At 75.6% G+C, this 13,175-nt stretch carries 13 protein-coding genes; 3 read left to right on the top strand and 10 right to left on the bottom strand.

The window, feature by feature from the left end; translation table 11 throughout:
- Nucleotide 1 precedes the first annotated feature (1 nt).
- Complete coding sequence (locus tag IO40_RS0116790) at nt 2–673, bottom strand: histidine phosphatase family protein (RefSeq protein WP_033229276.1); 672 nt, start codon at nt 671–673, stop codon at nt 2–4.
- Between the two features lie 162 nt (nt 674–835).
- Here IO40_RS0116790 and IO40_RS0116785 point away from each other — a divergent pair, with 162 nt between their 5' ends.
- From IO40_RS0116785 to IO40_RS39445, 3 genes are all read left to right on the top strand, one after another.
- A complete protein-coding gene (locus IO40_RS0116785; RefSeq protein WP_031175676.1) occupies nt 836–2,317 on the top strand; it encodes an FGGY-family carbohydrate kinase in 1,482 nt (493 codons plus the stop codon).
- A gap of 83 nt (nt 2,318–2,400) precedes the next feature.
- A complete protein-coding gene (locus IO40_RS0116780; protein WP_016471092.1) occupies nt 2,401–2,952 on the top strand; it encodes a methylated-DNA--[protein]-cysteine S-methyltransferase in 552 nt (183 codons plus the stop codon).
- 77 nt (nt 2,953–3,029) lie between these two features.
- Nucleotides 3,030–3,149, top strand: coding sequence for an LPFR motif small protein (locus tag IO40_RS39445; RefSeq protein ID WP_016471091.1), 120 nt, complete (start codon nt 3,030–3,032; stop codon nt 3,147–3,149).
- A 66-nt stretch (nt 3,150–3,215) separates the two neighbouring features.
- Here the strand turns inward: IO40_RS39445 and IO40_RS0116770 are convergent, their stop codons facing one another.
- From IO40_RS0116770 to IO40_RS0116730, 9 genes are all read right to left on the bottom strand, one after another.
- Complete coding sequence (locus IO40_RS0116770) at nt 3,216–4,256, bottom strand: zinc-dependent alcohol dehydrogenase (protein ID WP_234336556.1); 1,041 nt, start codon at nt 4,254–4,256, stop codon at nt 3,216–3,218.
- Between the two features lie 295 nt (nt 4,257–4,551).
- Complete coding sequence (locus tag IO40_RS0116765) at nt 4,552–5,262, bottom strand: class I SAM-dependent methyltransferase (protein ID WP_031175674.1); 711 nt, start codon at nt 5,260–5,262, stop codon at nt 4,552–4,554.
- Nucleotides 5,259–5,978, bottom strand: coding sequence for a TIGR04282 family arsenosugar biosynthesis glycosyltransferase (locus IO40_RS0116760; RefSeq protein ID WP_016471088.1), 720 nt, complete (start codon nt 5,976–5,978; stop codon nt 5,259–5,261). Before IO40_RS0116760 ends, IO40_RS0116765 begins: the two co-directional genes overlap by 4 nt.
- Before the next feature lie 443 nt (nt 5,979–6,421).
- A complete protein-coding gene (locus tag IO40_RS0116755; protein WP_234029828.1) occupies nt 6,422–7,588 on the bottom strand; it encodes a GNAT family N-acetyltransferase in 1,167 nt (388 codons plus the stop codon).
- Between the two features lie 11 nt (nt 7,589–7,599).
- Nucleotides 7,600–8,730, bottom strand: coding sequence for a DegT/DnrJ/EryC1/StrS family aminotransferase (locus IO40_RS0116750; RefSeq protein WP_016471086.1), 1,131 nt, complete (start codon nt 8,728–8,730; stop codon nt 7,600–7,602).
- A 2-nt stretch (nt 8,731–8,732) separates the two neighbouring features.
- Nucleotides 8,733–9,263, bottom strand: a complete 531-nt coding sequence (locus IO40_RS33660) for a cupin domain-containing protein (RefSeq protein ID WP_016471085.1) — start codon at nt 9,261–9,263, stop codon at nt 8,733–8,735.
- A 70-nt stretch (nt 9,264–9,333) separates the two neighbouring features.
- Nucleotides 9,334–10,260, bottom strand: a complete 927-nt coding sequence (locus tag IO40_RS0116740; protein WP_016471084.1) for a transglutaminase-like domain-containing protein — start codon at nt 10,258–10,260, stop codon at nt 9,334–9,336.
- Nucleotides 10,257–11,498, bottom strand: coding sequence for a class II D-tagatose-bisphosphate aldolase non-catalytic subunit (locus IO40_RS0116735; protein WP_031029403.1), 1,242 nt, complete (start codon nt 11,496–11,498; stop codon nt 10,257–10,259). The genes IO40_RS0116740 and IO40_RS0116735 overlap by 4 nt, the downstream gene beginning before the upstream one ends.
- Nucleotides 11,499–11,547: 49 nt before the next feature.
- Complete coding sequence (locus IO40_RS0116730; protein WP_016471082.1) at nt 11,548–12,762, bottom strand: glycosyltransferase family 2 protein; 1,215 nt, start codon at nt 12,760–12,762, stop codon at nt 11,548–11,550.
- Nucleotides 12,763–13,175: the final 413 nt, after the last annotated feature.

Below are 13,175 nucleotides of genomic sequence, written 5' to 3'. Positions count from 1 at the left end.
CTCACCCCGCCAGGCCGGCGGCGGTGGCGGTCTGGTCCGCCGCGCCTCGGTCCACGGCGGTGGGCACGTTGAGCGCGCGCAGCGCCGTGCGGTCGCCCGAGACCTCGATCTCGGTGACGGCCGCGTTGTCGAGGCGGGGCAGTACGTGCCGGTAGCGGCCGAGGGGGATGCCGAGCATGGCGCACAGGGCGATACGGAAGGCCGTGTTGTGGGCGACGACCAAGACGGTTCGCCCGTCGTGCTCGGCGGCCACCTCGCGCAGCGCCGCGCACACCCGGGCGGCGACCGCGCCGGGCGGCTCGGAGCCGGGGAAGGCGCCGGTCTCCGCGTCCTCCTGGAAGGCCCGCACCTTCTCGGGGTCGTCGGCGGTCATCTCGGCGATGGTGCGGCCCTCGCCCCAGCCGAAGTCCGCCTCGCGCAGCCCCTCGTGGACGGCGGGGGTCAGGCCGAGTGCCCGCGCGGCGGGCCCGGCCGTCCGGCGGGCCCGGCCCAGCGGCGAGCTGACGACGGCGTGCACCGGCGCCTCGCGGGAGCGGGCCACCGCCCACCGGGCCAGTTCCTCGGCCTGCCGCAGCCCGGCGTCGGTCAGCGGTACGTCGGAGATGCCGGCGTAGCGGTTCTCCGCGTGCCAGACGGTCTGGCCGTGCCGTACGAGCAGGAGCCGGGCGGTCATACGTCCTCCAGGACTTCGGGCGTGCGCTGCGGCGGCCCCGGGAGCCGGTCCCGGGAGGGCCATTGGGTTTCTTCACGTCGAGCGCTATAAATATAACAATCTCGATGTGGAGAAACGAGCGAGCAGTGCCCGAAAGCACTGCCGTCTGGAGGGCGCACGGCCATGAGAGAAACCGCTGGGGCGATCATCGGCGTCGACGTCGGCACGTCCGTCACCAAGGCCGTCGCCTTCGACCGGGACGGGCACACCCTGCACATCGCCTCCCGGCCCTCCGCCCTGCTGCGCGCACCCGGCGGCATCGTCGAACAGGACCTGGAGGACGTGCTCGGCAGCGTGGCCTCGGTCGTCCGCGAGGTCGCCACGGCCCTGCCCGGACCGCCCGCCGCGCTCGCCCTGACCGGACAGGGCGACGGACTGTGGCTGCGCGACGCCGAAGGCCGGGCCGTACGCAGGATGATCTCGTGGATGGACGGCCGCGCCGCCGGCCTGGTCACCGGCTGGCAGCGGGACGGCACCGTGCGGGAGATCTTCCGGCACACCGGATCCGGCATGTTCCCCGGCTGCCACGCGCCGCTGCTGGCGTGGCTGGCCGCGCACGAACCCGACACCCTGCGACGCGCCGCGGTCGCCGGCTACTGCGTGGACGCGATAGCCCAGCGGCTGACCGGCACCGTCAGCGTCGACGCCTCCGACGCCACCCTCCCCTTCCTCGACCCGGTCACCCGCACCTACTCCCCCGCCGCGCTCGCCGCCTGCGGCGTGAGCGACTGGGCGCACCTGCTGCCCGAACCCGCCGCGCCGCACACCGTGCTGGTCCTCGACGCACAGGGCGCGGCGCTCCTCGGCCTGCCCGAGGGACTGCCCGTCACCTCCGGCCCCTACGACCTGCCCGCCTGCGCCATCGGCAGCGGCGTGCGGCAGGCGGGCGACGGACTGCTCACCGTCGGCACCACACTGGCCTGCCAGGTGCTCACCGACCGCGCCGACGGCCCCCGCGACGGCGAACCCGCCGGGATGTGGCTGTGCACCCCGCGCAGCGGCCACTGGCTGCGGGCACTGCCCGCCATGGTCGGCACCGCCGGCATCGACTGGGTGCTCGGCCTGGTCGGCGCGTCCACCGGCGACCTGGAGACCCTGCTGGAGCGCAGCCCGGCGGGCGCACGCGGGGTGACCGCCCTGCCGTTCCTGTCCGAGGCGGGCGAGCGCGCCCCCTTCGTCTCCCCCGGGGCGCGCGCCTCCTTCGAGGGCATGTCCCTGGGCCACGACCGCGCCGATGTGGTGCGGGCCATGTGCGAGGCCGTCGGCTACGCGGCCCGGCACTGTCTGGAGGCCGCCGGACTGTCCCGGACACTGATCGCCTGCGGGGGCGGCACCCGCTCCGCGGGCTGGATGAAAACCTTCGCCGGAATCCTCGGGCGGCCCGTACGGGTGCCGCTGGAGCCCGAGGTGGGAGCCCGCGGCGCCGCCGTGGTGGCCCGCGCCGCGCTGGGCGACCCGGTGGACGAGGAGCAGTGGTACGCCCGCTACCGGCTGGTGGAGCCCGACGAGCGGGAGCGGGACGGCTACGAGCGCGGCTACGCGGACTACCGGGAGCGGGTGGCGGCGGCCCGGACACGCTGGGACGGGCAGCCGGCCGCCGTCTGACCGGCCGATCGTGATGTCGCATTCCCGCCGGTCCGCGCCCGGCCGGCCCGCGAGAATGGCGGGGAACCGAGAAGGGACGCGCCATGCACCGCACGCACACCGTCATCGACAGCCCCGTCGGACCGCTCACCCTGGTGGCCACCGACGGCACGCTGTCCGGCATCTACATGGACCCGCACCGGCACCGTCCCCCGCAGGAGACGTTCGGGCCGCGGGACCCGGGCGCCTTCGGGCAGGTGACCGAGCAGCTGGGCGAGTACTTCGCGGGAGACCGCAAGGAGTTCACACTGCCGCTCGCCCCCGAGGGCACCGACTTCCAGCGCACCGTGTGGCGGGCCCTGTGCGACATCCCGTACGGCGGGACGCTCTCGTACGGGGAGCTGGCCGCACGCATCGGCAGGCCCAGGGCCGCGCGGGCCGTCGGCCTGGCCAACGGGCGGAACCCGATCAGCATCGTGGTGCCCTGCCACCGTGTCGTCGGCTCGGCCGGGCAGCTCACCGGCTACGGCGGCGGCATCGAACGCAAGCGGCACCTGCTGGACTTCGAGCGGGGCGCGCTCGCCGCACGGCCGGCCGGCACGGCGGTGCCGGCGTCGGCGGGGACACCGGGCGCTGCTGCGACGACGCTGTGGTGACAGCGGGTTTACGCCCCGCGCCGACGGCCACCCGTAGGGCGGACAGGCACTCTTTCCGTCCACGTGAGGAGGACAAGATGCTCCGCGCCATCGCCGACGTGCTGCGCGCGATAGGCGGCGCCATCGCCACGGTCGTCACGCTCCCCTTCCGGGCCGTCGCCCGGCTGCTGGGCGGAGCGTCCCGCTCCGCGCACTGAGCCGACGGGGGGCGGGCGGCGGTGTGCCGCCCGCCCCCCCTGGCTCCGCGCCGCGAGCGCCTCACCTCACCCGCCGAAGTCCAGCAGGATCTTCGGCGGGCCGCTCCTCCCCCGCTCCAGCAGGGCGAACGCCTCCCCCACCGACTCCGCCGCAAGCACCTCGGCCACCAGCGGTTCCGCCTGGAGCGCACCCTGCGCGAACAGCGCGACCGTCCGGTCGTAGTGGGAGATGCCGTGCTGGATGCCGAGCACGTCCACGCCCTGGAGGGAGAGTTCCCCGGGGACGAAGGAGACCGGCTCCCTGGCGACCCCCACCAGCGCGACACGGGCACCGCGCCGGGCCATCCGCAGCGCACCGGTGAACGCCGAGGCGGCACCGGACGCCTCGATCACCAGCGAGTAGGCGCCCTGCGGGGCAGCGTCGGCGTGGTGGACGGCGTTTGCACCGAAGCGCCGGGCCAGCTCCAGGCCCGCCTCGTCGATGCCGACCGCGTCCACGGCAGCCGCGTACCGGTGCGCGAACTGGACGGCCAGCAGCCCCATCGTGCCGGTGCCGATGACGGCGACCCGGTCGTCGAACCGCAGGCGCGCCCGCTCGAACGCCTCCACCACCGAGACCGCCGGCTCGATGAGCGCACCCGCGTACCGGGGCAGCGTGGGGGGCAGCGGGGTGAGAGCGTGCACGGGCACCCGCACGTAGTCGGCGGCGGCGCCCTGCAAGCCGTACAGCCCGATCTCGCTGAGCGCGGCGCACATCTGGGTGCGGCCGGCGTGGCACCGGTCGCAGCGCCCGCACGGCACCATCGTCCGGCCGACGACGAGGGAGCCGACAGCCGGTGCGCCCTGGGGCGGTTCGTCCGCGTAGGCGGCCACCTCCCCGTACCACTCGTGGCCGAAGACGTGCGGGAAGGTGATCCGGCCGTCCTGGAGGAACGCCGAGGTACCGTGCAGGATCTCCAGATCGGTGCCGCAGACACCCACCTGCCGGGTGCGGACGAGCACCGTCCCCGCCTCCGGCTGCGGAACCGGCACGGTGGCCAGTTCCGTTCGCCCCAGGCCGGTGATGCGGGCGGCGCGCATGGTGCCGCCGGGCCAGTTCCCCTTCAACGGACGTCCTTTCGCAAGCTGCGCTGTGCGGGTCCCGGTGCGGCGCGGGCCGCACACGGGAAGCACCCACGGCGACGGCCGCCACCTGCGGTGGAGTCTGGCACGGGACGCACACCGGCCCCGCCGCGGGGTCCGGCGGACCGCACCCTCTTCCGTGTCACCGCACCGCCCGGCGCGACCGCTGCCGGTAACCTCCCCCTCTCCCCGCACGGGACGGACCGCCAAGTCCCTCACCCCACAGGGGGGACGCACACGCAAGGGCGGCGGCCCCTGGGGTGGCGGACCGTGTGGCGGCTTACTCGGACGGGACGGCCGCCGGTGGTGTGAGGCGGCGCGGCGGGGCCGGGGTGCCGTTGCGGAGGGCGACGAACTCGCGGGCGTCCTTCGACCAGTTGTCCACCGGCGTCCACCCCGTGCGGCGCGCGCTGCGGCGCAGTGCCGGGGCACCCAACCGGGCCCAGGCGAACGGAGTGCCCAGGGCGCCGTGGCCGTCCTCCATCCACACCCGGCGCCGTTCGTCCACGTCGTCCCCGGCGACCTCCGCCAGCAGCAGACCGCCGGGCCGCACCAGCCGGGCGACGCGGCGCAGCAGCCGGGCCGGGTCGCCGCCGATGCCGATGTTGCCGTCCATCAGCAAGGCGGTGTCCCAGCCGCCGGGCGCCGGGAGGGGGTCGAAGACGGAGCGGCACAGGGCGCGGCCCCCGCGCAGCACCGTACGGCCGACGGCCGCCGGGTTGACGTCGATGCCCAGCGCGGGGTGGCCGGTTGCCCGCAGGGCGCTCACCAGCCGGCCGGGCCCGCAGCCGATGTCGAGCACGGCGCCGCGGCAGCGGTCCAGCACGGTCAGGTCGGCGGCGTCGGCGGCGCCGCACCAGCGCTCGATGTCCAGCGGGAGGCTCCAGCCGCCGGGGCCGCGCAGCAGCAGCGGGCCGCGGCCCCGCCCGAGGGCCTCGGTGTAGGGGTCCTCCCGCCAGGACCCGGTGTCCGTCCGCCTCCCTTCTCTCACGCCGTACCGGACCTCCCCGCACCCTCTTCGCCACCGTCGGGCCGGGCGGCTGCGTCCTGTGCCGGCCGCCGCCACCGGGCGTGTTCGGCGGCGAAGAGGGTGCCGGGGGCCTGGGCGGCGACGGCCGCGGCGTCCTCGGGTTCGTCCACGTCCCGCAGCTCGGGCAGGTCCGTCACGGTCAGTCCGGCGGCCACCAGCCGGGCGCGCTGCACCGCCCCGGTGCGGGGGGTGGACATGGGGACGCCGCGCAGCAGCGCGGGGTCGGGTGCGGCCAGTCCGAGGGCCCAGAAGCCGCCGTCGGCAGCGGGCCCGAAGAAGGCGTCGTGCCGGTGCCAGGCGGCGGGGCCGGTGGCGGGGGCCAGATGTGCGGGGGTGAGCTGCGGGGTGTCCATGCCGACGAGCAGAGCGGGGCCGTCGCACAGCGCGAACGCGGCGGCCAGCCGTTCGTCGAGGGAGCCGCCGGCCTGCGGCACGATCTCCAGCCTGGCGCCGCCCTCGCCCGGTTCCGGCAGCCACGGTCCGGGCCGGCCGTCGAGGACGAGGATCCGCCGGCGGGCCGGCACCGCGAGCACGGTGCGCAGTGTGTCGGTGAGCGCCGCTGCGGCGAGCGCGGCGGCACCGCGCGCGGTGAACGCGGGGGCGAGCCGGGTCTTCGCCCGGCCGGGGCGCGGCTCCTTGGCGATGACGAGCAACGTGGTGCGGGCGTCGCCGGGCATCAGACGGCCCCACCGTGCCCTGACGGCCGCGGCGCCGCCCGCCCGGGGAGGGTCCCGGGGCGCGGGCTGCGGGAGAGGCGGGTGCCCGCGGTACGGGGCGGGCGCGGGGCGCGGCGGACGTACGGGGCGGCCGGCCGGCCCCGCTGCCGCGCCGGCCGCTGACACCGAGCCGGCTGCCGGTGCGGCCCCGGGCCCCGATGACGTCCCGGCTGCTGGTGCCGCTGCGGTCCTCGGTGACGTGGGGCCGGCCGGCCGGCGGCGGGGCGCGCGGCGGCGCGGTGGGGCTGCGGGGGCGGCGCGGGGCGGGGCCGGGCGGCGCCGTGACCTGTCCGGGGGTGCATGTGTCGGTCCCTCCTCGGGTCGGGCTGGGGCGGCGCGGCGCCGGCCGGGCTCCCTGGGCGGGGTGGCCGGTACGGCGGCGGTCAGAACCGGTACGGCGGCGGTCAGAAGCTGTCCGGGAGCCACGGCTGGTGGCCGGCGGCCAGTGCGTCGAGGAGGGCCAGGTCCCTCTCGTCCCCTTCGGCGGTGCCCAGCCGGGCGGCGTGGCACAGCGGCAGGGCGCCCGCGTACCAGGCGGCGAGGGTTCCCGCGGGCAGCCGTACGGTGCGGGCGGCGGCCCGGCCCGGCGGGGGGCTGCCGCGCCGGGCCTGGAGGCGGCCGTCCTCGAAGGTGAGCGCGTACGGGGTGGTTCTGCCCTCCGGGGTGACGACCTTGAGGCCGAGGGCGCCGCGCGGGTGCGGGTGCCAGCCGCGGGCTTCGAGGGCGCGCGGGACGTCGAGCAGGGTGAGCACCCACGGGTACCAGCCCTCCTCGCGCACCGTGTAGTGGTCCAGCGCCCAGTGCAGGGGCCCGGTGCGGGGCAGGACGGAGCGCCGGAAGCGCAGGTGCCGTACCTGGGGCGAGCGGGCGGTGACGGCGTCGAGCAGCGCGGGCAGGTCTTCGAGCCTGTCGTGCCACAGCTCGTGGACGACGGCGGTGACGCCCCACTGCTGGTGGGGTTCGACGGTGAAGGTCGCGTATCCGGCGAGCGTCCCCTCTCTGGTGATGCCGAGCGTCAACGCGTCGGGGAGGGTGCGGCTCTTCCACTCGTGCCACCAGGCGGGGCGGCGCAGCGGCCCGTTCCAGCGGGGCGCGAGCCGGTCGCGCAGCGCAGCGCGGGCGGCCTCGTCGGGGCGGCAGACGGTGCCGGGGCGGGCGGGGCGGGGAACGTCGGCGGGGGTGAGGGTGTGGCCGGAGGCGACGGCGACCGCCTCCCAGCCCCAGCGCCGGTAGAGGCCCGGTGCCGGGGTCCAGGCGCAGGCGAGGACGGCGCCGTGTTCGCCGCGCAGCCGGTCGGTGCCCTCGTCGGTGAGCCGGCGGGCGTGTCCTGCGCCGCGCTCCCAGGGGGCGACGGTGAGCCAGGCGACGCCGCCGGAGGGCACGGGGCGTCCGCCGAAGTGCTGGGCGAACGGGAGGAAGAGCCCGCCGCCCAGCACTTCGCTGCCGCGCACGGCCAGCGCCGTGATGCCGTGGGCGCGCAGCCGGGAGTGGCCGTAGGGCGTCTTCGCGAAGGCGTGCCGGGCGAGTTCGAGATAGCCCTCGAACGCGGCGTCGTCGGGGGCGGTGGTCACGCGGGTCTCCATCAGCCGGCCCGCGTGGTGAAGTAGCCGGTGACGGCGTGGCAGACGTGTCCGATCTCGGCGGCGTCCAGGTCGGGCCGGATGGGCAGACAGAGCGTCCGGCGGGACAGGTCCTCGGCGACGGGGCAGGGGTGGCGGTCCGCCGCGGGTCCGGCGAGGGCGGGCTGGCGGGGCAGGGGTACGGGGTAGCGGACGACGGCGTCGATGCCGGAGTCGGTCAGGTGGGCGAGGAGCCCGTCGCGCACGGTCTCGCTCTCGGTGCACACCTGGAAGAGGTGGTAGACGTGGCCGCCTTCCTCGCCGGGGTCCTGGAAGCGGAGCGGCAGCCCGGCGAGCCGTTCCCGGTAGGTGGCGGCCACCGTGGCGCGGCGGGCGTTCCAGGTGTCGAGCCGGTCGAGTTTGTGCAGCAGGACGAGGGCCTGGAGGGTGTCGAGGCGGGAGTTGTAGCCGAGGATGTCGTGCTGGTTCTGGCGGGGCTGGCCGAAGTGCCGCAGCAGCCGGAGCCGGTCGGCGAGCGCGTCGTCCTGGACGCTGACGGCTCCGGCGTCACCAGCGGCGGCGAGGTTCTTGGACGGGGCGAAGCTCCAGCAGCCGGCCGCCGAGGCGGTGCCGACGCGGACGCCGTGGCTGCGGGCCCCGATGGCCTGGGCACAGTCCTCGACGAGGGTGACTCCCGCGTCGCGTGCCAGTCGCGCGGCGCGGGGCACGTCCGCCGCCTTGCCGAACATGTGGACGAGGATGACGGCGCGGGTGCGTTCGGTGAACGCGGCGGGCAGCAGGTCGAGGTCCATCAGGAAGTCGTCGTCGCGGCAGTCCACGTAGACGGGGGTGGCGCCGCGCCGGGCGATGGCCTGGGCGGTGGCGTGGAAGGAGTTGGCGACGGTGATCACCTCGTCGCCGGGGCCGATGCCGAGCGCGTCGAGGGTGAGGATCAGCGCGTCGGTGCCGGAGTTGACGCCGACGGTGTGCGCGGCGCCCAGGTAGCCGGCCAGCCGCCGCTCGAACTCGGCGACCTCCTCCCCCAGGACGTAGCCGCCGCGCAGCAGCACCTCCCCGATCCGGTCCAGCAGCTCCCGCTCCCCGCCCGCGAACTGGGCGGGGTAGCGGTACTTGGGAACGGTGAAGCCGCCCATGCTCAGCGCTCTTCGGACGCGGGCTCGGCGTGCTCGCCGGCGATCCGCCCGTCACCGCGGCCGTAGTCGTCCTCCAGCCGGACGTTGTCCGAACCGTCGTCGTAGGTGGAGACCTCCACCAGCACGATGTCGGTGACGCCCTCCACCCGGTGGACCGCGCCCGGGTCCACATGGGCCAGCGTCCCGGCCGGCATGGGCAGGCGCAGGGTCTCGCCGTCGCGGGTCTCGCGGTAGTGCATCACCGCCTCGCCCTCGAGGATGAAGTAGCTCTCCCGTTTGTGCTCGTGGTACTGGAGCGAGGTGCGGTGGCCCGCCTTGATGCGGATGAACTTGAAACCGTAGGGGCCGTCCGGCTCCTCCTCGTGCAGCCAGCGTTCCTGGCCCCACAGCTTGACGACCTTCTTGGTGTCGGCGAACTCGATGACCCGCACTCCGGGCGCCACCTGCCGCGGGGGCCGGGACGGGTGGGCGCCGGTGTCGCCTTCCGGCTCGCTGATGGCGGTGAAGACGCCTTCGGTGGTGGGGCTGCCCATGGGTGCGGTCCTTCCGGTCGGGATGGCGGTGCGGATGGCGGACGTGCGGCTGCGCCGCGTGCGGGCGCGGTCAGCGTGCCGTGATGTGCAGCGGGGCCTGGCGGCCGTGGTCGCGGACGACGGGGAAGAAGACCTCCGGCGGCCAGGTCAGCAGGTGCCAGACGATGCCGGCGACGGAGCGGTTGTACGGCCAGGCGGCCGGGTCGGTCATGCCCCAGCGCGCGAACGCGGTCAGCAGTACCGGGTCGGCAGCCCGCCACACACCATCCAGTTCGAACTCGATCCAGTGGTGCAGGGTGGTGAACGGCGGCGCCACCAGCAGGCCCGCCCCGTGCCGGGCCCGGATGCCGCGCCGTGCGGCCTCCCGCAGCAGCAGCCGCGTGGGGATGAGGCAGTTGGCCAGACGGGTCCGACGGGAGAAGTCCTCGTCCTCGATGACGCCATCCGGCAGGACGTACAGCTCCCAGTCGGCGACGAGCGAGAGCAGCTCGGAGCGGTCGTCGTCGAACACGTAGGTGTCCGAGGGGAGACGCGCCTCGACGGTAAAGGTGCCGGGCGCGGTGTGCCGCAGGCTGCCGGGCACGCTGTGCGCGGCCAGCCCGGGTACGGGCTCGAAGGCGCAGGGGGCTGCGTGGCCCGGCCCCGCGCACTGGGCGGTCAGCTCCAGCCGGTGGCGGTGCGGCTCCCCGCTCCGGGCGGCCTCGTCCATGGCCCGCGCCTTGCGGGCCAGCGCCCGGAAGTAGGGGGAGGGCAGATTGAGGTAGGTGCTGATGTTGTGCAGGTCGGTGCGTTCGAAGCGGCGCCGGCCGGCCGGGCCGCGGTGCGGCAGGCCGTGGTCGAGGAGGGCTTCGAGCAATCCGGGCCCGATGGCCCAGGTCTCCTCGGCGAACGCCGCGTCCTTGGTGAAGGTGCGGTGCTCGTCGGGGACCCGCAGCACCCGGTCGACGGCCTCCTGAAGCGTCTCGGGCGCGGACGCCCGCGTACCGGCGGCGGTCACCGCGCCGCTCCGGGCGCCGGGCCGGCGGCGGCCGGGTCCGGGAGGGAGGCCGGGTCCTGGACGGGGGCCGGGTCCGGGACGGGCCGTGCGCCGGTGGCCCGGCCGGCTGCTGCCACCGGGGTACGGGCGGCGGCGACGGCACGGAGCGCGGCGCCGATCCGTTCGGCGACCGCCTCCCGCAGCACCGTCTCCAGCGGCGGCCGGCCCCGGCGGCTGAGGGCGTGCGCGGCCTCGGCGCGGATACGCAGGCCCTCGTCGGTGCGGAAGACGTAGTGGCCCGCGATGACGGCACGCTCGACATCGGTCGCCGTGCTGGGCTCCAGCAGCCATTTGCGCCATTTGCCGCTGTCGTGGGCGAGCCGGAGGAAGTCCTCCTTCGCCCGGGGCAGCGCCATTTCGTCCAGCACCCGCAGCAGGGCGCGGGTCTCGGTCACCCCGTACTCGGGTGCCACGTTGAACGCGTCCACGCCCGCGCGCAGCAGCAGCGCCGTCTCCTCCACCGTGAGGTAGTCGCAGTTGTGCGCCTTGAGCAGGACGCCCTCCTGGTGGCAGATGGCGGCCAGGGTGGAGACCTGGCGCAGCGTCTCGGACCGCGCGCCGGGCCGGTGGAAGCGCCCGACGTTGCGCAGCTCGGCCACCTTGGTGCCGGTCTGCGCGACGACGTACCGCGGTCTGGGCGCGCCCGCCGCCTCGATGCCCTCCAGCACGGAGCGGAGTGCCGCCTTGAACTCGTCGGGGTCGTTGGTGTCCACGTCCTGCGGTTCGAAACCGATCTCGTAGGCGACCGTGACACCGCGCGCGGTGGCCTCCGCGTGACAGCGCGCGTACAGCTCCACGAGCCGCTCTGCGGCCTCCCGCGCCGGTGCGGGCCCGGTGCCGGGCCGGCCCTCGGAGGTGTCGATGTGCAACAGGCCGAAACCGGCGTCGAGATCGGCGGTGAAGGACGCGAGGCAGGAGGCCATCGCCTCGGCCGGGTCCGTCAGCGTCGCCTCCGCGGGGTGCATCCAGGGCCCGCCGTGGTCCCGGCACAGCAGCGTGAGCCCTTCCGTGTCGTGCTCGCGCACGTAGGCGGCGAACTCGTCCGTCGTCCAGCCCAGATAGCCGCCGCCGAACTCGGCGGCGTCCACCTGACGGCGGCTGGGGATCAGCATGAGCGGGGTGCGGGTGCGCCGGGCGACCGTGAGGGCCGCGTCGACGGTCGTGCGCGAGACCGGGCCGATGCCGACCACTGGTTCCATGGGTTGCCTTCCCCTGTGTGCGGTATGTGCCGGAAAGGGCGCTGCTGCCTCAGTCGGAGCGCTGCGGACGGAACGCGGCCAGATCGCCGATCACCGCGTCGGGCGGCCAGGTGCACCAGGGGAACGTGGCGTAGGCGCCGGCTCCGGTGCCCTCGGCGTCGTACCAGTCGGCGGCGCGCGCGTGGTGCAGATGCACCATGCGGTCGCGGTGCCGGTCCATGCCGCCGTACAGGTCGGCCCGCCAGGCGAAGTCGTTGTCGGCGCCGCCCCAGCCGGCGGTGAACCGTTCGTCGTAGCCGCCGATCCGGGTGAAGAGGCTTTCCCGCAGCCAGACGCAGGCCCCCGGCGAGCGGCGCAGGAACACGCCGCGCAGCGCGTCCCGCTCCACGGCGGGCCGGCCCTCCAGACAGCGCTCGGTGACCGCCTGGTGGCTGGAGGCGGCGTCCAGGTACAGCACGTCCTCGAACGGCCAGTGGGCCTGGGTGCCGGGCACCCGGAACCGCTCCACCGCGCGCTCGACGAACCCCTGGTCGACGAGGATGTCCGCTTCCAGGACGCAGACGAGTTCGGCGGGCCGGGCCCCGTGCACCACGCCCGCGTTGATCGTCCACGAGTAGTTGAACGGGCCGGGGTTCTCCGCGAACAGATAGGTGTCGCAGTACGGGCCGTACAGCTGCTCCCAGCGCGGCTCGCCGTCCGACTCCACGACGACCACCCGGTAGCGGTCGCGCGGATGGCTCTGGTTGTTGAGGGCGTGCAGCACGGCCGCCAGATTGCGGGTGCGGTCGCTCTCGGCGCCGCGCTCCCGGAACGGGATGACGACCGCCGCGTCGACCGGCCCCTTCGTACCCGCCGCCGGCCGGGCCGTCCGCAGGATCTCCCGGGCGGCGGGCGCGCCGAGCCCGGCGGGCCGTTCGGTGCCGGTCTGCATCCGCAGCCGGGAGGAGGTCTCCGCCTCCCACACCAGCTCAGCCAGCCGCGTGGTGACCGGCTCCTCGCCGTGCCGGCGCAGCCGGTCGGCGAGCAGCGCCGTCAGCAGACGGCAGGCGGGGATGTCGGCCGGGTCCTTGGCAACCGTCTCGGCCAGGGTGCGGATCCGCGCGTCGGGAAGCGCCCCCACGGCGTCGGTGACCGCACGGTGCGCATCCCGCGACCAGGTCCAGAAGCCCGGTGCGGCCGACTGCGCGAACGGATCGGCGGCCAGGACGCAACTGCTGACGGCGGCGTCCGCGAGGGCGGCCGGGTCCTGATGCCTCCAGCTCATACGGGGTCCTCTCGGGGCGGGGGCTGAGCTCATCCTCGGACCGCCCCCGGCGGCCCGACAGCCCCGGATGGCCGCCCGGACTGAGGTGGGCGGATGGGGTACCCGATCGGCTAGGGTCCACCGCCCGCGCCGGGCACGGACGAGCCGCCCACCCCGTGAGGGCGGGCAACCGCACGGCACCCGCTCGCAAGTGGGCGCCGCCCCGTGCCTGTATCGACACCCGTGACCCTGCGCCGAGCACGCCCCACTGCCGCGCACACCCTGTCGGCGAGCAGGACATGACGGTGACCAGGGCACGGCGGTGACCAGGGCATGGCGGTGAGCAGGGATGAGGCGGCGGAATGGCAGGACCCGGCAAACGGAACGGCGCGACGACGGGCCGTCATGGCGGCGGGCGGGCGGGCCGGGGGGCC

Origin of the sequence: Streptomyces albus subsp. albus (genome assembly GCF_000725885.1) — a bacterium.
Classification (GTDB): Bacteria; Actinomycetota; Actinomycetes; order Streptomycetales; family Streptomycetaceae; genus Streptomyces; species Streptomyces albus.
Note: the sequence above shows the minus strand (reverse complement) of the source record. Positions and strands in the feature narration are given on the sequence as shown.